This window comes from Mesorhizobium sp. M0340, from assembly GCF_040321535.1.
Taxonomy (GTDB): domain Bacteria; phylum Pseudomonadota; class Alphaproteobacteria; order Rhizobiales; family Rhizobiaceae; genus Mesorhizobium.
Map to the genome: position 1 here is coordinate 60,976 of NZ_JAMYRR010000008.1, position 23,511 is coordinate 84,486.

Annotated in this window: 26 protein-coding genes; 13 read left to right on the plus strand and 13 right to left on the minus strand. The window is 63.1% G+C overall.

Going from position 1 to position 23,511, the window contains the following annotated elements:
- Nucleotides 1-24 precede the first annotated feature (24 nt).
- Nucleotides 25-942, minus strand: a complete 918-nt coding sequence (locus NKI79_RS14015; protein WP_352802177.1) for an SMP-30/gluconolactonase/LRE family protein — start codon at nt 940-942, stop codon at nt 25-27.
- Between the two features lie 263 nt (nt 943-1,205).
- Between NKI79_RS14015 and NKI79_RS14020 the strand changes: the two genes are divergently transcribed.
- Nucleotides 1,206-1,373, plus strand: a complete 168-nt coding sequence (locus NKI79_RS14020) for a hypothetical protein (protein ID WP_254817861.1) — start codon at nt 1,206-1,208, stop codon at nt 1,371-1,373.
- 34 nt (nt 1,374-1,407) lie between these two features.
- Here NKI79_RS14020 and NKI79_RS14025 read toward each other — a convergent pair whose 3' ends face one another.
- The 4 genes from NKI79_RS14025 to ccmA form a co-directional block, all read right to left on the minus strand.
- Nucleotides 1,408-1,983 (minus strand): DsbE family thiol:disulfide interchange protein, encoded by a 576-nt coding sequence (locus tag NKI79_RS14025; RefSeq protein WP_254817862.1) that lies wholly within the window; start codon nt 1,981-1,983, stop codon nt 1,408-1,410.
- A complete protein-coding gene (gene ccmD, locus NKI79_RS14030) occupies nt 1,980-2,147 on the minus strand; it encodes a heme exporter protein CcmD (protein WP_352802178.1) in 168 nt (55 codons plus the stop codon). The genes NKI79_RS14025 and ccmD overlap by 4 nt, the downstream gene beginning before the upstream one ends.
- Nucleotides 2,148-2,273: 126 nt before the next feature.
- Nucleotides 2,274-2,939, minus strand: a complete 666-nt coding sequence (ccmB, locus tag NKI79_RS14035; protein WP_352479674.1) for a heme exporter protein CcmB — start codon at nt 2,937-2,939, stop codon at nt 2,274-2,276.
- Nucleotides 2,940-3,027: 88 nt separating this feature from the next.
- On the minus strand, nt 3,028-3,636 hold the full coding sequence (gene ccmA / locus NKI79_RS14040) for a heme ABC exporter ATP-binding protein CcmA (RefSeq protein ID WP_352802366.1): 609 nt from the start codon (nt 3,634-3,636) through the stop codon (nt 3,028-3,030).
- A 283-nt stretch (nt 3,637-3,919) separates the two neighbouring features.
- On the opposite strand from ccmA, the gene acnA reads away from it, so the two are divergent.
- The gene (gene acnA, locus NKI79_RS14045; protein WP_352802180.1) at nt 3,920-6,610 is read left to right on the plus strand and encodes an aconitate hydratase AcnA; all 2,691 of its coding nucleotides are present in this window, start codon (nt 3,920-3,922) and stop codon (nt 6,608-6,610) included.
- 18 nt (nt 6,611-6,628) lie between these two features.
- Here the strand turns inward: acnA and NKI79_RS14050 are convergent, their stop codons facing one another.
- A complete protein-coding gene (locus NKI79_RS14050) occupies nt 6,629-7,315 on the minus strand; it encodes a ceramidase domain-containing protein (RefSeq protein WP_352802181.1) in 687 nt (228 codons plus the stop codon).
- 175 nt (nt 7,316-7,490) lie between these two features.
- On the opposite strand from NKI79_RS14050, the gene NKI79_RS14055 reads away from it, so the two are divergent.
- Nucleotides 7,491-8,240 (plus strand): DUF1223 domain-containing protein, encoded by a 750-nt coding sequence (locus NKI79_RS14055; RefSeq protein WP_352802182.1) that lies wholly within the window; start codon nt 7,491-7,493, stop codon nt 8,238-8,240.
- A 477-nt stretch (nt 8,241-8,717) separates the two neighbouring features.
- Complete coding sequence (locus NKI79_RS14060; RefSeq protein ID WP_254817869.1) at nt 8,718-9,104, plus strand: DUF2794 domain-containing protein; 387 nt, start codon at nt 8,718-8,720, stop codon at nt 9,102-9,104.
- Nucleotides 9,105-9,108: 4 nt separating this feature from the next.
- Here the strand turns inward: NKI79_RS14060 and NKI79_RS14065 are convergent, their stop codons facing one another.
- The 4 genes from NKI79_RS14065 to NKI79_RS14080 form a co-directional block, all read right to left on the minus strand.
- Nucleotides 9,109-9,678, minus strand: coding sequence for a GNAT family N-acetyltransferase (locus NKI79_RS14065; protein ID WP_352802184.1), 570 nt, complete (start codon nt 9,676-9,678; stop codon nt 9,109-9,111).
- 109 nt (nt 9,679-9,787) lie between these two features.
- Entirely contained in the window at nt 9,788-10,567 is a 780-nt protein-coding gene (locus NKI79_RS14070; RefSeq protein WP_254817871.1) for a Bax inhibitor-1/YccA family protein, read from the minus strand.
- A 219-nt stretch (nt 10,568-10,786) separates the two neighbouring features.
- A complete protein-coding gene (locus NKI79_RS14075; RefSeq protein WP_352802185.1) occupies nt 10,787-13,336 on the minus strand; it encodes an ABC transporter permease in 2,550 nt (849 codons plus the stop codon).
- Nucleotides 13,336-14,046 carry an ABC transporter ATP-binding protein gene (locus NKI79_RS14080; RefSeq protein WP_352802187.1) on the minus strand — a complete coding sequence of 237 codons (711 nt, stop codon included), beginning with the start codon at nt 14,044-14,046 and terminating at the stop codon, nt 13,336-13,338. The genes NKI79_RS14075 and NKI79_RS14080 overlap by 1 nt, the downstream gene beginning before the upstream one ends.
- Before the next feature lie 109 nt (nt 14,047-14,155).
- Between NKI79_RS14080 and NKI79_RS14085 the strand changes: the two genes are divergently transcribed.
- The 4 genes from NKI79_RS14085 to NKI79_RS14100 all read left to right on the plus strand — a co-directional run bounded on the left by NKI79_RS14085 (nt 14,156) and on the right by NKI79_RS14100 (nt 16,292).
- Complete coding sequence (locus tag NKI79_RS14085; protein ID WP_352802189.1) at nt 14,156-14,800, plus strand: arylesterase; 645 nt, start codon at nt 14,156-14,158, stop codon at nt 14,798-14,800.
- Between the two features lie 137 nt (nt 14,801-14,937).
- Nucleotides 14,938-15,534 (plus strand): RNA 2',3'-cyclic phosphodiesterase, encoded by a 597-nt coding sequence (gene thpR, locus NKI79_RS14090; protein ID WP_352507345.1) that lies wholly within the window; start codon nt 14,938-14,940, stop codon nt 15,532-15,534.
- 6 nt (nt 15,535-15,540) lie between these two features.
- Complete coding sequence (locus NKI79_RS14095) at nt 15,541-15,837, plus strand: 4a-hydroxytetrahydrobiopterin dehydratase (RefSeq protein ID WP_352802191.1); 297 nt, start codon at nt 15,541-15,543, stop codon at nt 15,835-15,837.
- Nucleotides 15,838-15,929: 92 nt separating this feature from the next.
- Nucleotides 15,930-16,292, plus strand: a complete 363-nt coding sequence (locus NKI79_RS14100) for a YkvA family protein (RefSeq protein WP_352802193.1) — start codon at nt 15,930-15,932, stop codon at nt 16,290-16,292.
- A gap of 40 nt (nt 16,293-16,332) precedes the next feature.
- Here NKI79_RS14100 and NKI79_RS14105 read toward each other — a convergent pair whose 3' ends face one another.
- Nucleotides 16,333-16,941 carry a methyltransferase family protein gene (locus tag NKI79_RS14105; RefSeq protein ID WP_352479686.1) on the minus strand — a complete coding sequence of 203 codons (609 nt, stop codon included), beginning with the start codon at nt 16,939-16,941 and terminating at the stop codon, nt 16,333-16,335.
- Between the two features lie 360 nt (nt 16,942-17,301).
- Between NKI79_RS14105 and NKI79_RS14110 the strand changes: the two genes are divergently transcribed.
- From NKI79_RS14110 to NKI79_RS14120, 3 genes are all read left to right on the plus strand, one after another.
- Nucleotides 17,302-17,808, plus strand: coding sequence for an invasion associated locus B family protein (locus tag NKI79_RS14110; RefSeq protein ID WP_352802194.1), 507 nt, complete (start codon nt 17,302-17,304; stop codon nt 17,806-17,808).
- A 260-nt stretch (nt 17,809-18,068) separates the two neighbouring features.
- Nucleotides 18,069-19,301 (plus strand): dual-specificity RNA methyltransferase RlmN, encoded by a 1,233-nt coding sequence (gene rlmN / locus NKI79_RS14115; RefSeq protein ID WP_352802196.1) that lies wholly within the window; start codon nt 18,069-18,071, stop codon nt 19,299-19,301.
- The gene (locus tag NKI79_RS14120) at nt 19,298-19,750 is read left to right on the plus strand and encodes a hypothetical protein (RefSeq protein ID WP_352802198.1); all 453 of its coding nucleotides are present in this window, start codon (nt 19,298-19,300) and stop codon (nt 19,748-19,750) included. Before rlmN ends, NKI79_RS14120 begins: the two co-directional genes overlap by 4 nt.
- Nucleotides 19,751-19,796: 46 nt before the next feature.
- On the opposite strand, the gene NKI79_RS14125 is transcribed toward NKI79_RS14120, so the two are convergent.
- Nucleotides 19,797-20,438, minus strand: a complete 642-nt coding sequence (locus NKI79_RS14125) for a LysE family translocator (protein ID WP_254817881.1) — start codon at nt 20,436-20,438, stop codon at nt 19,797-19,799.
- A 168-nt stretch (nt 20,439-20,606) separates the two neighbouring features.
- On the opposite strand from NKI79_RS14125, the gene NKI79_RS14130 reads away from it, so the two are divergent.
- Together NKI79_RS14130 and NKI79_RS14135 are read left to right on the plus strand one after the other, a co-directional pair.
- Complete coding sequence (locus tag NKI79_RS14130; RefSeq protein WP_352802200.1) at nt 20,607-21,830, plus strand: argininosuccinate synthase; 1,224 nt, start codon at nt 20,607-20,609, stop codon at nt 21,828-21,830.
- A complete protein-coding gene (locus tag NKI79_RS14135) occupies nt 21,827-22,639 on the plus strand; it encodes a hypothetical protein (protein WP_352802201.1) in 813 nt (270 codons plus the stop codon). Before NKI79_RS14130 ends, NKI79_RS14135 begins: the two co-directional genes overlap by 4 nt.
- On the opposite strand, the gene NKI79_RS14140 is transcribed toward NKI79_RS14135, so the two are convergent.
- Nucleotides 22,591-23,388 carry a lytic murein transglycosylase gene (locus NKI79_RS14140; RefSeq protein WP_352802368.1) on the minus strand — a complete coding sequence of 266 codons (798 nt, stop codon included), beginning with the start codon at nt 23,386-23,388 and terminating at the stop codon, nt 22,591-22,593. The two genes, NKI79_RS14135 and NKI79_RS14140, sit on opposite strands and share 49 nt — an antisense overlap.
- Nucleotides 23,389-23,511: the final 123 nt, after the last annotated feature.

A 23,511-nucleotide genomic window follows, 5' to 3' on the forward strand; every position in this document is an offset into this window, starting at 1 on the left:
CCCTTGGATATGCCTGGCGTCCGCTCAGTAGGTTTTGGCGCCGTTGACCATGAGCCGGACCATGTAGAGCGAGGTCGTGCCGGCGATATAGAGGCAGTTCAGCTTGTTGCCGCCGAACACGCAATTGGCAACGACTTCCGGTACCTTGACCTTGCCGATCAGCGTCCCGTCTGGATCATAGCAGTGCATGCCGTCGGCGGCGCTGGTCCAGATGCGGCCGTCCGCATCCAGCCTGAAACCGTCGAACAGGCCGGCGGTGCAGTCGGCAAAGACCTTTCCGCCTGAGACCGTCTTGCCGCCCTGGCCGACATTGAACACCCGGATGTGCGCCGGGTTTTGCGCACCATGCGTGCGGCCGGTGTCGGCGACATAGAGTTGGCGCTCGTCGAGCGAGAAGGCGAGTCCGTTGGGTCTGACCATGTCGGTGATCACCGCCTCGGTCTCGCCGGTGCCGGGATCGACCCGATAGACATGGCAGGCGCCGATCTCGCTTTCGGCCTTGTCGCCCTCGTAATCGGTATCGATGCCGTAGCTCGGATCGGTGAACCAGATCGAGCCATCGGACTTGACCACCGCGTCATTGGGCGAGTTCAGCCGCTTGCCGCGCCATTTGTCGGTAATGGTGATGACCGAGCCGTCATGCTCGGTGCGGCTGACGCGGCGGCCGGAATGCTCGCAAGTAACCAGCCGGCCTTGCCGGTCGACGGTGTTGCCGTTGGAATTGCCCGACGGCTGACGGAACACGCTGACACTGCCGTCGGTCTCGTCGTAACGCAGCATGCGATTGTTCGGGATGTCGGACCAGACCACATAGCGCCCGGCTGCAAACCAGGCCGGTCCTTCCGCCCATCGGCAGCCGGTGAACAGCCTGTCGACCTGTGCATTGCCGTTGAACAGCCGCGAAAAGCGCGGATCGAGAACTTCGTAGAATTCGCTGGCCATGGTTCCTCCCGGTAGCAGTCGCTTGGCGAGGCGCGATCAAGCCAGCCCGCGATCGATATGGCAAGATCGATGATGCGTCAGAAGCATTGTGGAAGCGAATGCTGGCCCGAACGGCAGGTCACATCCGGTTAACCGGCTATGCGCCCAGCGCAATGGTGCATTGCAACATCTTATTTTTGCAACGCACCATAACTATGTCATGCTTCGTATCGATCAAGGGGAGGAACAACTGGCCGCAAATGCGGCGCAAAAGGAGACTCGCTATGATCATCGACAGCCTCATGAGCCGCGCTCGCGCCAGCATCGCCAAGCGCCGGCATTACAACCGCCTCGTCGCCGAAATCGACAGCTTCACCAGCCGCGACCTCGCCGACATGCGCGCCGACCGCTCAGAAATGCTCTACCAGGTCCACAAGCAGATCTACGGCTGAGTCTTTCATCGACCTATGACGAAACGGCGGGCAATCAGCCCGGCACGGCCAGCGCCTTCTCGATCTCCGGCAGCAGCAGCGTCTGCGCCGAGTCCGGCGTCAGCGGCCCGACATGCTTGTAGGCGATCTTGCCATCCTTGCCGATGACGAAGGTCTCCGGCACACCGTAGACACCCCAGTCGATCGCCGTGCGCCCGGCCTGGTCGACGCCGATCGCCTGGAACGGATTGCCGAGATCGCCAAGGAACCGACGGGCGTTTTCCGGCTGGTCCTTGTAGTTCAACGCTGCCATGACGAAGCGTCTGTCCTGCGACAGCGCCAGCAGCACCGGGTGCTCTTCGCGGCACGGCGCGCACCACGACGCAAAGACGTTGACCAGCGTCACCTTGCCGGCGAACTGTTTTGAATCGAGGCCCGGCAAATTGGTGCCCTCGAGCGCCGGCAGGTTGGTCTGCGGCGCCGGCAGGCCGATCAGCGCCGACGGCACTTCCGACACGTCGCGCCCGGACAAGAGCTGCGCCAGGAACAATCCCGCCAGCCCGAGAAAGACCAGCAGCGGCAGCAGCACGATCAGGCGTCGGCGCGCCGGTGTTTCCGTTTCCGTGCTCATGGCTTGACTGCCCTATCGGAGCGCCGGCGCACGCCGGATGCTTCCAGCTCGGCGAGTTCTCGCTTGCGGCCGCGCTGGTCCAGCAGGATCCAGCCGATCAGCCCGCCCAGCACCACGGCCGTGATCGCATAGGCGGCGGCGACATAAAGCGCGTGTACGCTCATGCTTTTCGCTCCGCGGCGCTTTCCAAACCGTCCGTCTCGCCTTGTTCCGACATGTCTTCTCTTAACGCCGCGCCATCGGCTCCGCAATTGTTCGCCGCGCCGCAGGGATGAGCTGAAGCCAACACATCAATCCGTTCCGTGCCGCAGCGCTAGCGCCGCCGCCACCGGCCCGAGCACGGCAAGGAACAGGGTCAGCGCGGCAAGAATGAGGAAGGGCTGCAGGAACGGATCGGGGTCAGCTACCGCGCCATAGCTTGCCGATACGCCGAAGATCAGCACGGGAATGGTCAGCGGCAGTACCAGCACCGAGATCAGCAGCCCGCCGCGCGGCAACGCTACCGCCACCGCAGCACCGGCGGCACCGATGAAGGTAATAGCCGGCGTGCCGACCAGCAGCGTCAGCGCCGTGGCGCCGATGCCGGCCGGCTCCATATTCATGAACAGGCCGAGCAGGGGAGCGGCGACGACCAGCGGCAGCACGCTTCCCGCCCAATGCGCCAGGCATTTCGTCAGCACGGTCAAGGCCAGCATTTGCCGGTCGTTGCCAAGCACCAGAAGATCGAGAGAGCCGTCTTCCCGATCAGCCTGGAACAGCCGGTCGAGGCCGAGCAGGCAGGCAAGCAAGGCGGCAATCCACAGGATCGCCGGGCCGATGCGGGCCAGCAGCCTCAGGTCGGGACCGACGCCGAAGGGGATGGTCGCGATGACGGCGAGAAAGAAAATCACTCCAGTCAGCGCTCCGCCGCCGGCGCGGATGCTCAGGCGGATGTCGCGCAGGAAGAGAGACCACATTATGGTTTGGTCCCGATGCAGGCGTGAAGGCCAAGCAAAGGATGGAGTTCCGTCGCAGGACGGAGGGCGGCGCCGTAGAGCACCAACATCAAACGGCCTCGCCCATCACCAGCCCTTGTGCCCGCTCGATCCCCAGCGGCAAATGCGTCGCCGCGACCACGATCCCGCCACTCTCGAGGTGCTTCTCCATCAATTCGCCGACTCTCTCCTCCGAAGCCTTGTCCAGTCCTGCGGTCGGCTCATCAAGCAGCCACAATGGCCGATGGCTGACCAGCAGTTTTGCGATCGCCGCGCGCCGGCGCTGCCCGGTCGAGAGATAGCCGAACGGCAGATGGCCGATGCGGCCCAGGCCGACGGTTTCCAGCGCCTCCTCGACACCCGCAGAACCCGCGCCCGAAAAATCGCGCCAAAAGCACAGATTCTCCTTAACGCTCAGCGCCGTCTTCATCGCGTTGAGGTGGCCGAGATAGTGACAGGCCGAGGCGACCGACGGGAAGTCTTCGCCACCACCTTCGAACCGCACACGGCCTGCCGCCACCGGCAACAGACCGGCGACGATCCTGAGCAGCGTCGATTTGCCGGCGCCGTTCGCCCCGGTGACGACCAGCGCCTGGCCATCCCCCAGCGCGAATTCGATGCCGGAAAATACCGTCTCGCCGCCGCGTTCGCCGCCCAGATTTTCGGCGATCAGCCGCATCCGTTCCCCTTCGCCGAAAAGTTCAAGTGCGGCTTCGGTGCGCCGCAGCAAAAATGGCGATTCCGTGTCTAGAACTATTCCAGAAAATTCTCTATATCCGCATCATCCGTGCCAGCGGTCGGCGCGGGAACCGAATTTGCGCCGAACCAGCGCGCGTGCCGCCTTGAACGGCCCGGACGCTTGGGAACGGACAGCGGAAATGGCCGTACCCGCACCTTTGCGCGTGATTTGCATGCCCACTGGCGTCCGTTCCCTCCCGGCAACCGACAGTTAGGGATCGCACGTGTCCAAATCACTCGACAGCTTCAATTGCCGCCGCACGCTGACCGCCAGCGGCACCGAGTACATCTACTATGACCTTGTCGAGGCCGAAAAGAACGGCCTCACAGGCATTGGCCAACTGCCTTATTCGATGAAGGTGCTGCTGGAGAACCTGCTGCGCAACGAGGACGGCCGTTCCGTCACCAAGGAGAGCATCCAGGCGGTCGCCGGCTGGCTGACCGACCGGGGCACTGCCGGCGTCGAGATCGCCTATCGCCCGGCCCGCGTGCTGATGCAGGATTTCACTGGCGTTCCGGCTGTGGTCGACCTTGCCGCCATGCGCGACGCCATGGCCTCGCTCGGCGGCGACCCGCAAAAGATCAATCCGCTGGTGCCGGTCGATCTGGTCATCGACCATTCGGTCATCGTCGACGAATTCGGCACGCCGCTGGCTTTCGCCCGCAATGTCGAGCTTGAATATGAGCGCAACGAGGAACGCTACAAATTCCTGAAATGGGGCCAGCAGGCGTTCCGCAATTTCCGCGTGGTGCCGCCCGGCACCGGCATCTGCCATCAGGTCAATCTCGAGTACCTCGGCCAGGTGGTGTGGACCAACAGCGAAGACGGCGAGACCACCGCCTATCCCGACACCTGCGTCGGCACCGATTCGCACACCACCATGATCAACGGCCTTGGCGTGCTCGGCTGGGGCGTCGGCGGCATCGAGGCGGAGGCCGCGATGCTCGGCCAGCCGGTTTCCATGCTGCTGCCGGAAGTCATCGGCTTTCGCCTCACCGGCAGGCTGAGGGAAGGCGTCACCGCCACCGACCTGGTGCTCACAGTCACCCAGATGCTGCGCAAGAAGGGCGTCGTCGGCAAGTTCGTCGAATTTTTCGGTCCGGGCCTGTCCAACATGACGCTGGCCGATCGCGCCACCATTGGCAACATGGCGCCGGAATATGGCGCCACCTGCGGCTTCTTCCCGGTCGACAGCGAAACCCTCCGCTATCTCACCATGTCCGGTCGCGACGAAGGCCGCATCGCCCTGGTCGAGGCTTATTCGAAGGCGCAAGGCTTGTGGCGCGATGCCGGCTCGGCCGATCCGGTCTTCACCGACCTGCTGGAGCTCGATCTCGGCAGCGTCGTCCCGTCGATGGCCGGCCCCAAGCGGCCGGAAGGCCGGGTCGCACTTGAAGACATTCCGGCTGGCTTCGCCAAGGCGATGGAGACCGAATACAAGAAGGCCGCCGAAATCGACAAGCGCTATGCCGTCGAGGGGACGGACTACGATCTTGGCCATGGCGATGTCGTCATCGCCGCCATCACCTCCTGCACCAACACCTCGAACCCGAGCGTGCTGATCGGCGCCGGGCTGTTGGCGCGCAACGCCAACCGGCTCGGCCTCAAGCAGAAGCCGTGGGTCAAGACCTCATTGGCGCCGGGCAGCCAGGTCGTGGCCGAATATCTCGAGAAATCCGGCCTGCAGAAGGAACTCGACCAGATCGGCTTCAACCTGGTCGGCTTCGGCTGCACCACCTGCATCGGCAATTCCGGCCCGCTGCCGGCGCCGATCTCCAAGACCATCAATGATAAGGGCTTGATTGCCGCGGCAGTCTTGTCCGGCAACCGCAATTTCGAAGGCCGCGTCTCGCCCGACGTGCAGGCGAACTATCTCGCCTCGCCGCCACTGGTCGTCGCCCACGCGCTGGCTGGGACCGTGACCAAGGATCTGACCACCGAGCCGCTCGGCGAGGATCGCAACGGCAATCCGGTCTATCTCAAGGATATCTGGCCGAGTTCGGTCGAGATCCAGGAATTCATCGAGAAGAACGTCACGCGCGAATTGTTCGCCCGCAAATATGCCGACGTCTTCAAGGGCGACGAGTACTGGCAGAACGTCAAGGCGCCGGAAGGCCAGACCTATGCCTGGGACGACAATTCCACCTATGTGCAGAACCCGCCCTATTTCGCCGGCATGACGTCAGGCTTCGGCAAGATCGGCGATATCAAGGGCGCACGTGTGCTCGGTCTGTTCGGCGACAAGATCACCACCGACCACATTTCACCGGCCGGTTCGATCAAGGCGGCCTCCCCGGCCGGCAAGTACCTCACCGACCACGGCGTCGGCGTCGCCGATTTCAACCAGTACGGCACGCGCCGCGGCAATCATGAGGTAATGATGCGCGGCACCTTCGCCAATATCCGCATCCGCAACCACATGCTGGGCGAGAACGGCCGCGAGGGCGGCTACACCATCCATTACCCGTCGAAAGAAGAGGAATCGATCTACGACGCCGCCATGCGCTACAAGAAGGAAGGCGTGCCGCTGGTCATCTTCGCCGGCGTCGAATATGGCAACGGCTCGTCGCGCGACTGGGCGGCCAAGGGCACCAATTTGCTGGGCGTCCGCGCCGTCATCGCCCAGTCCTTCGAGCGCATCCACCGCTCCAATCTTGTCGGTATGGGTGTCATCCCCTTCGTCTTCGAGGAAGGCACCTCATGGGCCTCGCTCAACCTCAAGGGCGACGAGCTGGTTGAGATCGACGGACTGGGCAACATCAAGCCGCGGCAGAAGATGACCGCCAGAATCACCTACGGCGACGGCAGCGTCAAAGAGGTTCCGATCATCTGCCGCATCGATACGCTGGACGAGCTCGACTACTTCAAGAATGGCGGCATCCTGCAATACGTGCTGCGCGATCTGGCAGCATAGAGAGAGGAGTAGGGGCAGTCAGGGAGTAGGGAACGCTTCCCCTATTCCCGGCTTTCCAAACCGTGCTGTCGCCGCCAGCAGCACACCGAGCATCAGCCCGTTGAGGATGTGCCACAGGAAGTGCGTGCCGAGCGGGAAGCTGCCGCAGACCAGCGGATCGATCATCCGGCAGATGACCGACACGACGAAGATCGCCGAGCCCGCCAGATTGTACCAGCCGGCACGGTTGCCGCTCGCCGCCACCAAGGCGCCGAAGAAGGCGAGCGCCAGGAAGGGCGGCAGATAGCCGGTCGTGCCGTTCGACGCCTCGCGCAGCCAGTCCGGCACGGCAAAGGTCACCAGCCCGGCGACGGCATAGAAGGCGACGAAGATGGCGATCGCCTTGCCCCATTTCATGCCGAGAAAACGCCGCAGGTTGAACAGCGTGTAGGCCAGCGTGAACCCGGCGATCGGCAGCACGTCGGCCCAGACCGTGCCACGGTTGGCAAAGGTGTGGAACAGCGACGAGCCGACGCCGATCGCCACCACCCACCAGGCCAGCACTTCGGCGAAGATACCGGTGCCGCGCTTGCGCACCTGCCAGACACCCCACAGCCCGGCGGTAAAAAAAGCCAGATTGCTCAGCGCATTGAGCGGTTCGGCCCAGAGTTCCGGCCCGGTCCGCTCGCAGTACAGGTCGACCGGCGCCAGGAGAGATTGCCACATGCTGATTGCCGCCCGAATCGCTTCCATCGTCTAGTGCAAGTCCACCTATTGCGCCCTTGCCAGCGGTTGCAACGGCAAAATTTCACCGCAACGTGACTTCCCGTTGACTGCCGCTTCTGCCACATATTTCGACAACCAGAACAAAGCCGGCGTCACCGGCGGGATCGGAACGGCCATGCCATCTCGAAGACCATTGCGGCTTGCGGCCCTTGCGCTGGCCCTCTCGGCATTTGCCGGAAGTGCCTTTGCCGAGCCAACCGACAAGCCATTAGGCGTCGTCGAGCTCTTCACCAGCCAGGGATGCAACTCCTGTCCGCCGGCCGACGAATTCTTCGCCGAGCTCGCCGCCAAGGAGGATATCGTCGCGCTCGCCTATCATGTCGATTATTGGGATTACCTCGGCTGGCAGGACACGCTGAGCCGCAAGGAAAATACCGAGCGGCAATACGAGTATATGCGCGCCTTCGGCAGCCGTTCCGTCTACACCCCGCAAGCCGTCATAAACGGCCGCAGCCATGTCAACGGCGCCAGCCGCAAGGAAGTCGACGGCGCGCTGGCCCGCATGGAGAGAGTCGGCGAAGGCATGCGCGTCGGCATCAAAGTCAGCCGGACCAGCGATCGCGTCATGATCGATGCCGGCGACGCCGTGACCGGCCCCGCCGACGCGCATGTCGTCATCGTCTATTTCAACCCGCCGCAGACGATAAAGATCGGCAAGGGCGAAAACAGCGGCCGCAGCATGACCTACTGGAACGCCGTCTCCAGCATCCAGACCGCCGGCATGTGGCACGGCAAGGCGCAGCGCTACGAACTGCCGATGAGCGAGATCGCCAAGAAGGGCGGCTGCGCCGTGCTGCTGCAGTCGGTCGGCAAGGACGGCATGCCCGGTCCGATCCTGGGCGCAGCCTTTATCCGCAAGCCTTAAATAGAGCGCTCCTCCTGCTTCCCTGTGGGAGAAAGGATAACCGCGCTCAAGCCTCCGACGACAGCCTGTCTGGAGGGATCGCATCGCCACGGCTCCGGCCAATAAAAAACCGGCGTCAGCTTGCTTCTGACGCCGGTCATTTAGGTTTTGGGATCGTCGCACCCGATCTTTCCAAGGAAAAACCGAGGTTGGTTCGATCCGACGCAGACCCGTGGGCGGGGGGCTTGGGGTTTACGAGCCGGTGCCGGACCGAACCGTCTCAGGCAACACCGGTAAATTCGTCGGACATTGGGGCATGAGCACGGATAAAAAAAGGCAGGATTGTGGCGAAGCATCACCAATTCCAACAGGCGTTTCGCAAACGTGACTGGACGCTGGAGAAACCGCACGGCGCTGCCCTTGCCCGGCCGGGCCTTGCAATTCGGCAACGAAAGCGCCAACTTTGGTCGGCGTACGATTCATTGCGAGGATCCAGGCATGACTGATCGCAGCAGCGGGATGGAGGATGGGGACGCATCCGCAATACTGATCCCGCTGCATGAGGCAAGACGCGAACGCCTCGACCAGCCGGTGCAGTTCGACCGGCGCGAACTGGACCAGATCCTCAGGCTCTACGGCCGTATGGTTGCCGCCAATGAGTGGCGCGACTATGCCATCGACCATCTCGCCGACCGCGCCGTTTTTTCTGTCTTCCGCCGCACCAGCGAAGTGCCGCTTTTCCAGATCGTCAAGGATCCGAAGCTGGCGCGCCGGCAAGGCGCGTTCGCCGTCATCGCCGCCGGCGGGCGCATCCTCAAGCGCGGCCAGGAGCTCGGCCGGGTGCTTGGCGTGTTCGACCGAACGCTGAAGCTGGTCGAAGCGTAACCTCTTATTTTTGTTCGCGGAACTTCCGCTCGGGCAGCGACTGCGGATCAGGCTGGATCGACGCCCCGCCATTGATCGGCAACTGCATGAACACCGTGTCGAGCCAGCGTCCGTGTTTATACCCTGAGCCTTCCAGGCGGCCGGAATGACGAAAGCCGAGCTTCTCGTGCAACCGTACCGAGGCGCTATCGGGCCGGCCGTCGCCGATCACCGCGATGATCTGGCGAAAACCTGCCGCCTTGGCCGCTTCGATCAGCCCTTGCATCAAGAGCAGCCCGACGCCTTGCCCTTTGGCCTCGGGCGCGACATAGACGGAATCCTCAACGACGAAGCGGTAGGCCGGGCGCGGCCGGAACGCCCCGGCATAGGCATAGCCGAGCACGCTGCCGGCCTTTTCCGCAACGAGATAGGGAAAGCCGCCCGCCATCAGGTTGTCGAAGCGCGCGCCCATCTCGGTGCGGCTTGGTGGCTCGAGTTCATAGCTGGCAGTGCCATTCGTCACCGCGTCGGCATAGATTTCCGTGATCCGGTCGAGATCGGCCGACGTCGCGGCCCGCAAGGTGATGCTGCTCATAATTTAGGCACGTCGTTCATCTGCCCTATATCACAGCAAAAGCCTGCACAAAAGAAAAGGGCGGCTATTGGGCCGCCCTTTCCAAACTCGCTGGTCCAGGAAAACCGTACTAGCGACGGTCGCCCATGAACTGCAGCAGGAACATGAACAGGTTGATGAAATCGAGATAGAGCCTCAATGCGCCCATGATCGCCTTGCGGCCGGCGACATCAGTCTCGTCACCCTCGAAATACATCTCCTTGATGTTCTGCGTGTCGTAGGCGGTGAGGCCTGCGAAGATCAGCACGCCGATCGCCGAAACGGCGAAGGAAAGCGCCGACGACTGCAGGAAGATGTTGATCACCATCGCGATGATCAGGCCGACCAGGCCCATGACCAGGAACGACCCGAACGCCGAGAGATCGCGCTTGGTCGTGTAGCCGTAGAGGGACAGCCCGCCAAAGGCGGCGGCGGTGGCGAAGAAGGTCTGCGAGATACTGGCGGTGGTGTAGACCAGGAAGATCGACGACAGCGACAGGCCGACGAGGCCGGCATAGACCCAGAACGTCGTCTGCGCGGCCGAAACGCTCATCGACTGGACGCGGAACGACAGGAACATCACCGCTGCCAGCGGGGCAAAGATCACCAGCCATTTCAGCGGCGAGCCGAAGATCGCGTAGCCGAACGAGGTCAGCATCTCGCCGCTTGGCAACGTCGCGACCGCCGAGGCGGGATCGCTGGTCGTGGCCAGCATGATTGTGCCGACTGCGGCAAGGCCGGTGATGAGGAGGCCAAGCCCCATCAGATTGTAGACCTTGATCATGTAGGCCCGCAGGCCCTGGTCGATGGCAGCATCGACGCCGGCGCCGGGCACGGCGCGCGTCTGATAATTGCGAACGGGATCAGCCATGGAAATCCTCATATTGCTTCTGCCCCGTCCGGTGTCAGGTCCATTTGAACCCAGGCGCCGCTGGCGGGGCTCCAGCATGCCTGCGCCGAAATATGATGGTTCTTGGTGTAAAGGACAAGACCGTAACCAAACGTAATGCTCCGTGAAGTGCGAGAGATCCGGTTTTATTGGCCTTCCCGCCCGAAACATTAACGAGATTTAATCAAAACCGGCTCTGGCTCAAAGATTCCGCAGCACCGGCGCCGCCTTGTGGCCCAGCACCCGCCACGTGCCGGCAAGGCCGATGCCGACGGTGACCACCAGTGAAAAGCCGATGGTCGCCACCGCCACCTCGGGCATGAAGTGCGATGGCAGCGCCATGATGCGCGCGACGACGAACCATGCCGCTACACCGCCCGCCGCCAGTGCGAAGATCGCGGTGGCAAGGCCGATCAGCATGTATTCCAGCGAAAACGCGGCGATCAGCGTTTTCCTGGTCGCACCCAGGGTCTTCAGCACCACCGCGTCGTGGATGCGAGCCCGGTTGCCGGCGGCGAGCGCGCCGGCCAGCACCAGCACCGAGGCGATCAACGCCACGCCCGCTGCCGCCCTGATTGCTGTGCCGAGCTGCGCCACCAGCCGGTTGACGATTTCGAGCGCGTCCTTGACCCTGACCGTCGTGACCGCGGGAAAGGCACGCGTGACGGCATTGAGAAGATGCGCGTCGTCGGCTGCCGACGCATTCGTCTCGGTCAGCGTCGCCAACCAGCCGTACGGCGCTCCGGCGAATGTATTGGGCGAGAACACCATGACGAAATTGATGCCCATGGTTTCCCATTCGACCTGGCGGAAATTGGCGATCTTGGCCGTGATGTTGCGGCCGAGCACGTTGACGGTGATGGTGTCGCCGAGCTTCAGCCCGATCTCGTTGCCTTCCTTGGCGGAAAACGAGACCAGCGGCTCGCCGGCATAGTTCTCCGGCCACCAGCTGCCCTCGGTCAGCGTCGCATTCTCCGGCATCTTTGCGTCATAGGTCAGGCCGCGATCGCCGCGCAGCACCCAGGCGCCCTCGGCCGGAACCTTGACCTTGTCGACAGCGACGCCGTTGAGCGCCATCACCCGGCCGCGCAGCATCGGCACCTTGATCAGCCTGCCCTGCGGCGCCTCTTTGGCGACCAGCGCAGAGAAAGCATCGACGTCGCCGCTCTGGATATCGACGAAGAAGAAGTTCGGTGCCCGTTCCGGCAGGCTGCCCGAGATCTGCCGCCTGAGATTGCCGTCGATCAGCGCCAGCGTCACCAGCAGCGTCAGCCCGAGGCCAAGCGACAGAACCACCGATGGCGTCAAGGCGCCTGGCCGATGGATGTTGCCGATGGCGAGCCTGAGCGCGGTCGAACGCACGCGCGGGCTTTTCTTTGCCGCCCACTGCACCAGCGAGCCGACGACACGCAGCACCAGGAACGACACCACCGTGGCCCCAATGAAGATCGAGGCAATACGGCGGTCGCCGGAAAACAGGATCACCAGTACCGCCAGGAGCAGGGCGATGCCCAATGCCGCGGCGATGTAGAGCGGGTGGGGAAAACCGCGGCCCTCGAAACCCATTTCGCGAAACAGCGCCGTTGCCGGCACGTCGCGGGCGCGGCCGAGCGGAAGCAAGGCGAAAGCCAGCGTCACCAGCAGCCCGAACAGCGCTGCCATGCCGAGGGCGCCGGGATAGAACCCACCTTCCGCCGGCACAGGAATAACCGATTGGAGTGCGGCGCTGGCCGCGAATGGCATCAATGCGCCGAGCACCAGGCCCAGCGTGATTCCGAGGGTGGCGATCATCAGGATCTGGACCAGATAGACGGCAAAGACGAACCCGCCCGAAGCCCCTAGGCTCTTGAAGGTGGCGATGACGCCGCGCTTGCCGTCGAGATAGGCACGCACGGCATTGGCCACGCCGACGCCGCCGACCACCAGCGCCGTCAGCCCAACCAGCGTCAGGAATTGCGAGAACCGCTCGATGTTCGAGGACAACGCCGGCGCCGCATTGCTGCGCGTGCGGATCGACCAGCCGGCCTGCGGGAACTCTTTTGCCGCCTGCTCCTGGATCGCCTTGATCTGTGTCTCGCCGGTGCCGCCGGGCAGCCGGACCTTATAGGCGTTCTCGACCAGGCTGCCCGGCTGGATCAGGCCGGAAGCGGCAAGCCCGTCGGTCGACACCATCAGCCGCGGCGCAAAGCCGAAGCCATCCGACACCGCATCCGGCTCGTTGACCAGCCTTGCACGCAGCTCGAATGTCGCGCTGCCGAGCTTCAGCCGGTCGCCGATGCCAAGATTCAGCCGCTCGAACAAAAGGTCCGGCGCGGCGGCGCCGAAGACGCCGGATTTTTCGCCGAACAGATCCTCTCGCGACAGCACCGGCTCAGTCTCCAGCGCGCCATAGAGCGGATAGGCGCCGTCGACCGCCTTGGCCTCGACCAGCGCCTGGTCGGAGCCGTCCTCGAGCCTGGCCATCGAGCGCATGTTGGCACTGTGCGAAACCGCGCCAAGCCGGTCGAGGAAGCTGCGTTCGGCTCTGGTAAGATCGCGCTGGTTGAGCTGGAAGCGGAGATCGCCGCCGAGCAGCGTCTGGCCCTGGTCGGCAACACCAGCGGAAATCGCTTGCGCGACCGAATTGACGCCGCCGATTGCCGCGACGCCGAGCGCGATGCAGGCAAGGAAGATCAGGAAGCCGGACAGCCCGCCACGCATTTCGCGCAGCGAAAACCGAAAGGCGAGCCTCAGTGTTTGCGACAGCGGCATCAGGCGGTCACCTTGCCGGCCCTGGTGGCCGGCTCAGGCGCGTCCTCGATCAGCCCCGACCGCATCGACACCTGGCGCGAGCAGCGCGCCGCGAGTACCGGGTCATGTGTGACCAGCACCAGCGTCATGCCGCGTTCGGCCGCCTTGGCAAACAGCAGGTCGGCGACGTGCCGCCCCGTCGCCTGGTCGAGATTGCCGGTCGGCTCGTCGGCGATCAGGATGCGCGGCGACGGCGCCAGCGCCCGGGCGATAGCCACGCGCTGTTGCTCGCCGCCAGACAATTCGCCGGGGTAATGGGTGACGCGATCGCTGAGACCGACCGCCGCCAGCTCGCGCGCCGCCCCGCCGAACGGATCGGCATGGCCGGCAAGCTCCAGCGGGACGGCAACGTTTTCCAGCGCCGTCATGTTGGGGATGAGATGGAAAGACTGGAATACGATGCCGATGTTTCGCCCCCGAAACGATGCGATCTGGTCTTCGCTTTTGCCGTTGAGCAGCTCGCCGGCAATTCGAACCGTGCCCGAATCGACCCTTTCAAGCCCAGCCAAAACCATCAGCAATGTCGACTTTCCCGAACCTGAGGGTCCAACGATGCCTGTCGCTTCGCCGCCCGCCACATCGAGGCTGACGCCCTTCAGCACATGGACCGAGGAGCCACCTTCACCAAGCGTCAGCGATACGTCTTTCAGCGAAATGACGGCTTCTTCCAAAATCAAATCGTCCTATATGGAGGATGAAGGCTAGAGCATCCGATGCTCGACAAAAGATGAAAACCTGCCTTCGCCAACAGATGTTCCTGGTTCATATGGGGCCTGCCGCATGGCTTTCAAACACACCTTTGCCGCAGCCTTCGCCCTTTTCCTCGCCGTTTGCGGCGCCATTTCGTCGGCGAGCGCCGAACCGTTCACCATTGTCGGTTTGGGCGACAGCTTGATGGCGGGTTATGGCCTCGGGCCAGGTCAGGGCTTCACCGAAAAGCTGCAGGCGGCGCTTCGCGCCAAGGGCTACGATGTCACGGTCGCCAATGCTGGCGTCTCCGGCGATACGACGAGCGGCGGCCTGTCACGGCTCGACTGGTCGGTGCCGGACGGAACGCAACTCGTCATCCTGGAGCTCGGCGCCAACGACATGCTGCGCGGCGTTTCGCCCGCCATAGCGGAAAAAAACCTGGACGCCATGCTGGCAAAACTGAAGCAGCGCAAGATCGCCGTTTTGCTTGCCGGAATGCGCGCGGCGCCCAATCTCGGCGCCGACTACCAGAAGGCGTTCGACGCAATCTTTCCGCGACTGGCTGAAAAATACGGCGTGCCGCTCTATCCTTTCTTTCTCGAGGGCATCGCTGGTCAATCCGTCCTGCAGCTCGAGGACGGCCTTCATCCGAACGCCGGAGGCGTCGACCGCATCGTCGAGGGTATCCTGTCCGGTGTGGAGAAGGCCATTGCAACGGTGCGGGGTAATTCCTGAAGGCGAGGGTTCGCCGCCGCACCACATTCCGTTGGGGAAGCTTTTAGGCAGCCCTGCGACCAACAAACCGCTTGCCCCGTTCGAATATCGATGATTCGCTAGGTGCAAGAGTTCGATTCGAGGACAGGAGGCTTCCCATGCCGCGTCTTTTTACCGCCCTCGAAATACCGCGTGATGCCGCTCTTTCGCTGTCCCTGCTCAGGGGCGGCCTGCCCGGAGCCCGCTGGATCGACGTCGAGAACTACCATCTGACGCTGCGCTTCATCGGCGATGTCGAGGGCCATGTCGCCGACGAAATCGCCAACGCGCTCGACCGTGTTCACCGCTCCTCCTTCCCGCTGACGCTGTCCGGCGTCGGCGCCTTCGGCCAGAAGAAGCCGCATGCGGTGTGGGCCGGGGTCGCCGCTTCGCCCGATCTTTCCGCATTGCAGGCCGAGATCGAGCGCATCTGCCAGCGGCTCGGCATCCCGGCCGACCCGCGCAAGTTCATGCCGCATGTGACGCTGGCCCGCCTGCGCAATTCGAGCCCGCTCGATGTCGCCCAGTACCTGTCGGCACGCGGCAATTTTTCGACGCTGCCGTTCCGGGTCGGCCGCTTCGTGCTGATGTCGTCGCGCGATTCGGTCGGCGGCGGGCCTTACGTCGTCGAGGAGGCCTGGCCGCTTTCAGGTGCCGACAACCGCGTCGCCAGCCGTTTGGTCGGCGCCGCCGACGCTTCGCGGATCATGCGGTAGGCGGATATGACCTGGGAGAAACTAGCAAAAGAGGCGATCCGCGCCGAACTTGCCGGCCTCGAAGGCTGGTCGCTTGCCAAGGATGGCGGCTCGATCACCCGCACCTTCACCTTCAAGAATTTCTCCGAAGCCTTTGCCTTCATGACCCGCGTCGCCCTGGCGGCGGAGAAGATGGACCACCATCCCGACTGGTCGAATGTCTACAAGACGGTAAACGTGACCCTCAACACGCACGACGCCGGCGGCCTGACGGCGCTGGATTTCGATCTGGCCAGAAAGATGAACCGCTATTTCGGCGGCTGAGCCTAGCTACACCTTGCAGCGAGGTTCGGCTTTCACCACATTTTGCCTCGCGGTCATGCGTGAAGTCACGCGACGGCCGCAAGGAGAGATTAATGGCGCAAAAATCCGGTTTTGATTTCTTCGGCCTCGGCAGCAAGCCGGGCAACGAGAGTGAAGTGCGCGACAAGTTCTGGCGTACGGCGAAGAAAGCTGCCCGGCATATCCCGTTTATTGAAGAGGTGGTCGCCGCCTATTACTGCGCCATGGACAAGAAGACGCCGCTTCGCGCCAAGGGCACATTGCTGGCTGCGCTCGGCTATTTCGTGCTGCCGACGGACGTCATCCCCGATTTCATGGTTGGGCTTGGCTTCACCGACGACATCGCCGTGCTGACCGCCGCGATCACAACCGTCAGCGCCCACATCACGCCCGCGCACCGGCTCGCCGCCAAACAGGCCATCGCCGACGAGAGCTGAGCCGGCACGGCGCAAAAAATCGCGCGAGACTTTCCGGCCGTCAAACCCACCGCCGCACCCGCGCCTTGTAGGCGCGATAGGCATCTCCGAACTTCCGCTCGAGATAGCGCTCTTCCGGCGCGATGACGCCGGTATTGATCACCCACAGCAGGGGGATGACGAGCGCGATAGCCCAAAGACTTCCGGCAGCGACGCCGAGGCCCAGATAAATGAGGGTCGCTCCCAGATACAATGGGTTTCTGGTCCGCCGATAGATACCGTCGACGACCAGCGCCGTCGTTGGCAAGGTCGGTGGTATGTTGGTTCCAGCGGCCTGAAAGCGGCCCGCCGCCATAAAGAGGAACACGAAGCCGCACACCGCGAGCACGGCGCCGGCCAGATAGCGGGCGAGCGCCTGCCCGGCCATGACCGGGAGCGGCGCGAGCACCTCGAGCACGGTTGCCGCCGCCAGGAAGCCGAGGAAAATCAAAGGCGGTAGCGCAATGACCCCGGGCACGTCGGACGCGCCCGATCCGCCCGCCGCCTCTCCGCCATCCGACCGGGGCACCGCGCCGCTAGCCGCCGCGCGGACGGCGACACGAATGCCGAACACGATCGCCAGGACGACTGTGCCGCCCGCGAGGATCAGGACTGTCTCGGAAATGGCCATGGCCAAATCTCCCGTAAGCCGCCAAGGAGGGCACCCTGGCCGAGTGCCGTGGCGACGAACGCAGACATGGTACCGCCTGCAGGGAAATTCGTCACGTACCTCAAGAAAAGCGGGTATCGCCGCGAAACCTAGCTGCTTGAAAAGTCAAACTCTTGCCGTTTTCGTGGCCTCCAAGTCGCGGAGGGACAGTGCGCCAGCCGCTTTTTCGAGCGGCAGCGCGAAGACGGCGGCGGTTTCCTGGCGTGAACATCCTTTTCTTAGGGAAATTCACCGTTTGGTAACCCAGATTAAATCAAAATGAAGCGACGGGCAGGACGCCGAGCCGGCCTGCCGCCGCACCAGTGGAATACGGGAAAAGCGATGCGCGGATTGATTGCTATAGTTTCCAGCCTGGCCCTGGTGGCCTTGACGGCGCCCGCGCTGGCGCAGTCGGCAACCAAGATCGGCCAGCATAATGCCTGGGGCACCTACAGTTATCAGGCGTCGGGCGGCGGCAAGGTCTGCTATGTCCTGACGGTGCCAACCGACAAACAGCCGCCGACGCTCGATCACGGCGACATGTTCTTCTTCGTCAGCCAGCGGCCGGGGCAGCAAGTGTCCTACGAGCCGCAATTCATCGCCGGCTACGCCTTCCAGGAAGGTTCCAAGGCCACCGTCACTATCGACAAGAAGTCTTTTTCGATGTTCACGCGCGGCAAGTCGGCCTGGGTCGAGAACGCCGCCGAGGAGCCGGTGCTGATCGCCGCGATGAAGACCGGCACCGACATGAAGGTGTCGGCCAAGTCCGGCCGCGGCAACACCACCACTTACGTCTTCTCGCTGAAGGGCATCTCGGCGGCGCTGGCCTCGATCGCCAAGTGCAAGTAGGCGGTTAGGCACGGTCTTCCCTTCCCTCCTTGTGGGAGAAGGTGGATCGGCGCGCAGCGCCGAGACGGAAGAGGGGTGTTGGACGGAACGCGGTCGGCGCCAAGCTGGAACACCCCCGACCGAGCTACGCTCGGCCACCTTCTCCCAAGGGAGAAGGGAAGACCACCTGCATGACTCCGCCGCTAACCTGTGCTATGCGCCGCGCTTCATTTCGGGCACGATGCTGTATTCGGCCGTAAATCGCTTATATTGGCGCAACAATGACCCTTTCATTCGATCTTACCACTGAGGGCGCGCGTGACGCGTTGCGCACCCGCACGACGCCTGAAAAGCCGTCGCTGATCGGCCTGACGCGCGCCGAACTCGGGGCCGCCCTCGTCGCCGCCGGCATCGTGCCGGTGCGCCAGGCGAAAATGCGCGCCCAACAGCTCTGGCATTGGATCTATGTGCGCGGCGTTTCCGACTTTGCCGGCATGTTCAACATCTCCAAGGATCTGCGCGCCGCGCTCGACAGGCATTTCACCGTTGCCAGGCCCGAGATCGTCGAGGAGCAGATTTCCTCCGACGGCACGCGCAAATGGCTGTTCCGCTTTCCGCCGCGCGGCGCCGGCCGGCCGGTCGAGATCGAGACCGTCTACATTCCCGAAGAAGGCCGCGGCACGCTCTGCATCTCGTCGCAGGTCGGCTGCACCCTGACCTGCTCCTTCTGCCACACCGGCACGCAGAAGCTGGTGCGCAACCTGACCGCCGAGGAAATCCTCGCCCAGCTTTTGACCGCCCGCGACCGGCTCGGCGATTTCCCCGACCGCGACACACCCGACGGCGCCATCGTGCCGGCCGAGGGCCGGAAAGTGTCCAACGTCGTCATGATGGGCATGGGCGAGCCGCTCTATAATTTCGAGGCGGTGAAGAAGGCGCTGCTGATCGCATCCGACGGCGACGGGCTTTCCCTGTCGAAGAGGCGCATCACGCTCTCGACATCGGGCGTCGTGCCCGAGATCTTCCGCACCGGCGAGGAGATCGGTGTGATGCTGGCGATCTCGCTGCACGCCACCAATGACGATCTGCGCGACCTTTTGGTGCCGATCAACAAGAAGTATCCGCTGAACGAGCTGATCGCTGCCTGCCGGGCCTATCCCGGCCTGTCCAACGCCAAGCGGATCACCTTCGAATATGTGATGCTGAAGGACGTCAACGATTCGATCGAGGACGCCAAGGCGCTGGTCAAGTTGCTCAAGGGCATCCCCGCCAAGATCAATCTGATTCCGTTCAATCCGTGGCCGGGCACCAACTACCAGTGCTCGGACTGGGAGACGATCGAGAAATTCGCCGACTACATCAACAATGCCGGCTATGCTTCGCCGATCCGCACGCCGCGCGGCCGCGACATCCTCGCCGCCTGCGGCCAGCTCAAGTCGGACTCCGAGCGTATGCGCAAGGTCGACCGGCTGGCGCTGGAAGCGATGATGATCGCGGGGCATGGCGAGGTGTGAATCGCGTCGTCGCCTATCTGATCCGCTTCGCCGTCATCCTTGTCGGCTATGGCGTTGCTTCGCTGGCGGCAAGCGCCTTCCTTAACATCATGTTCCTGGCGTCTCTTGGGCTGATGACGGACGAGACGCAACCGGCGGCGCAGGCTTCGCTGTGGTTTTCAGTCCCCTTCGTCGGGCTGTTCGTCGCCTATTTCGCTTTCATGCCGGCGGCGATCGCCATCCTGGTTTCCGAGATCCTTGGCCGGCGGGACTGGCTGTTCTATGCACTGGCGGGCGCGGCGGTAGCGGCGGTCTTCCTCGGCTTCGTCCACCAGACGGCCGATGCCAATTTCGAGGTTACCAACACAAGCGTCATGCTGGCGGTGATCGGCTGCGGTATGGTCGGCGGTATTTTCTACTGGCTGAGCGCCGGGCGCTCGGCCGGAAGCTGGCGCCAGATCAGCGCATGACCCCGCACCAAAGGTTCGGAAAGGATCATGCGCAAAATGAAAGTACCTATTTCGCCTGGGCCGTCAGGATCTTGAGAGCGAAGGCCGAAAAAACTCCGGCAAACAGATAGTCGACGACGCGGGTCACACGCGGGCTGGATTTCATCGCGGCCGAGAATTTTTCCGCCGCCAGTACCATCGGCGCCGTCACCGGGATCGCCAGCACGACGAACATCACGCCGAGGAAGAACAGCTTTCCCGGCGCGTTGGGATCATGCGCGGAGACGAATTGCGGCAGGAAGGTCATGAAGAACAGGATGATCTTCGGGTTGAGCAGATTGACCCCGAGCCCCGCGGCCCAGCTGCGGAACAGCGAGATCTGCGGCCCGCTCTTCTTCTCCGGTGAAAACGCCGACCCTTTTGTGATCGCCTGCCATGCCAGGAAGACCAGATAGCCGGCGCCGAAAATCTTCAGCACGAAGAACGCCATCGGCGAGGCGACGATCAGCGCCGAGACGCCGACCACCACCAGCGTGGTGTGAATCAGTGTGCCGCACAAGGCGCCGGCCATCGAGGCAAAGCCGGTGGCACGGCCCTGGCTCAGCGTGCGCGAGACGAACAGCGTCATGTCAGGCCCGGGCGTGATCGCCAGGATGAAGGTGGCGATGGCGAACTGGATAAGCGTCGTACTGTCGGGGATGAAGGACATGGCTCGTCTCGTAGCGGCAAAAGACGGCGCAGCCATAGCGCAGGACCCGTGTGCTCGCCAGCCTCTGAGCGATACAGCATCTGGTCCAAGCATCGTTCGTCCCTTGCGCTGGCCTAAAACGCCGTGATACCTCGCCCGCGAAGAACCCCTGTCGCGGAACTGCCCACCATGTCGAAAGCAAAAGCCGTCAAGAAAGTCGTGCTCGCCTATTCCGGCGGCCTCGATACCTCGATCATCCTGAAATGGCTGCAGACCGAGCTCGGCGCCGAGGTCGTCACCTTCACCGCCGATCTCGGCCAGGGTGGCGAACTGGAGCCGGCTAGGCGCAAGGCCGAGATGATGGGCATCAAGGACATCCGCATCGTAGATGTCCGCGAGGAGTTCGTATCCGATTTCGTCTTCCCGATGTTCCGCGCCAACGCCGTCTATGAAGGCAGCTATCTGCTCGGCACCTCGATCGCCCGGCCGCTGATCTCGAAACATCTTGTCGAGATCGCCAGGGAGACCGGCGCCGACGCGATCGCGCATGGGGCCACCGGCAAGGGTAACGATCAGGTGCGTTTCGAGCTTTCCGCCTATGCGCTGAACCCCGACATCAAGGTCATCGCACCCTGGCGCGACTGGTCGTTCAAGTCGCGCACCGACCTGATCAACTTCGCCGAGCAGCACCAGATCCCGGTGCCGAAGGACAAGAAGGGCGATGCGCCGTTCTCGGTCGACGCCAACCTTCTGCACTCCTCCTCCGAGGGCAAGGTGCTAGAGGACCCGTGGAGCGAGCCGCCGGAATTCGTCCACCAGCGCACCATCTCGCCGATGGATGCACCGGATGAGGTCACCGAGATCGAGATCGAGTTCCTCAAGGGCGATCCGGTTGCGCTCAACGGCAAGAAACTGTCGCCGGCGACGATGCTGGCGGCACTTAACGATCTCGGCCGCGACAACGGCATCGGCAGGCTAGATCTGGTCGAGAACCGTTTCGTCGGCATGAAATCGCGCGGCGTATACGAGACCCCCGGCGGCACCATCCTGATATCGGCCCACCGGGCGATCGAATCGATCACGCTCGACCGCGGAGCCGCCCATCTCAAGGACGAGTTCATGCCGCGCTATGCCGAGCTGATCTATAACGGCTTCTGGTTCGCGCCCGAGCGGCTGATGCTGCAGGCGATGATCGACAAGAGCCAGGAAGACGTTGAAGGCACCGTGCGGCTGAAGCTCTACAAGGGCAACGTGATTGTCACCGGCCGCAAGTCGAGGAAGACGCTCTATTCCGATGCGCTGGTCACCTTCGAGGACGACCGCGGCGCCTACGACCAGAAGGACGCCGAAGGTTTTATCCGCCTCAACGCGCTCAGGCTTAGGACATTGGCCGCGCGCAGCCGCACGGGTTGAGCCAAACACTATTCCAGGAAAACCCGGCGGAGACGCCGGGTTTCTATTTGGTATCCCTCGCGGGACGGAGGGATTCTGATAATGAAAACGCCATTTTTCTCCTGCTTGCGGCAGCCATCGTCTTTATTGGATGCCAGTCCTCGCAGGCGGCCTCGAAACGCGAGCAGAATCCAGACGGGTGCATCTCTGCTGTCCACCTGTGGAGCATCACGCTCAAGCACGATATCGCCTCTTTCATGGGCGTCTCGCAGGAGCACATGCCGGCCCTGTTCTGCCAGCGCCTTGCCGAAGGGGTGCGCACCGGACGCATCAGCTACTCCGACATAAACAGCCTGCAGCTAGATCAACCGACCGAAATCTGGATGGTCATCAAGGGCAAGTCAAAGGCGGCTGCTAGGGCCACCCCGGCGCCGCGGAACCCCAAATTCCGTACCTGCTCAAATGTTATCACCGGCTCCTTCGAGGTTGCCGCTTCCGAGAAATGCCCCTTGGGCGGCAGCTACTCGCAAGCTGCCGGAGTCCCGACGGTGATCGAGGGCAGGCCAAAGGCGGCTCCTTCAACGCCACGGAACTCCAAGTTCCGTACCTGCTCAAATGTTTACGCAGGCTCCTTCGAGGTTCCCGCTTCCAAGAAATGCCCATTGGGCGGCGGTTACGTGAACAATGGAGAGCCCAGGCGCTCGCCTCTCTTGGCATGCCACACGCACCGACAAAAAAGCCCGGCACACGGCCGGGCTTTTTGTCGAACGGACATTTCTAGTCAGCCGCCGTCGATCGCGTCGGCGATCTGGGCGATGGCCTGTTGGTAGACGCTCGCGGAATTCCAGCCGGCAATTGCACCGATATTCGCCTGCGCGCTGGCGCCCGGTCGCCAACCATGACTCTTGAGGAAATTGGCGGTAGAAGCCAACGCAGTGGCCTTGTCGCGCAGGTTTTTGTTGCCTACGCCATATGTCAAAACATTTCCGGGCAGGAACTGCGTGTGACCAATCTCGCCATGCGCGGCACCGACCGACGAGGCGCTCAACGCTCCGCGATCAACCAGCTTCAGGGCCGCAATGGCATGCGGGTAGAAGAACTCCGGACGGCGGCAGTCATAAGCGAGCGTTAAAATGGCGGAGACCGTATTCTGGTTGCCCATGGCGGAACCGAAGCCGGTTTCCATGCCCCAGATGGCGAGCAACACGCCCGGCGACACGCCGTAATTCTGTTCGATCTTGTCGAACAGCGCAGCATTGGCCTTCTTCAGCGCACGGCCCCTGGCAATGATCGCGGACGCGCCACGGCGCTTCATGAAAGCTTCCACCGAGCCGCTGAAAGCCTTATGGATGGCGCGGTCGACGGAGATCGTCTTTGTCGCGTAGGTTGCGCGAGCCAGAGCGGCCAGACCCTTCGAGCCGACGCCGTCGGCCTTGGCCTCTGCAGCGAACTCCGGTTTCCACGCCTCGAAGCCGGCGCCGCTCTTGCCACAGCTGGCCGCCTGCGCGCCCGTCGCCAGCGCAAGCACCGCCACCACCGTGGCCACTACAAACATCTTCCCCTTGGCAAGAAATGCCATGCTGCTCTCCTGGTTGCCTGAATCACGTTCCCAATTGCGAACTTGCCTGCGAAACACCTGCTTGTCACTGCCCCGGCGCCACGCCGATGCACTCAATACAGCAGGAACCTCAAATCCACCACA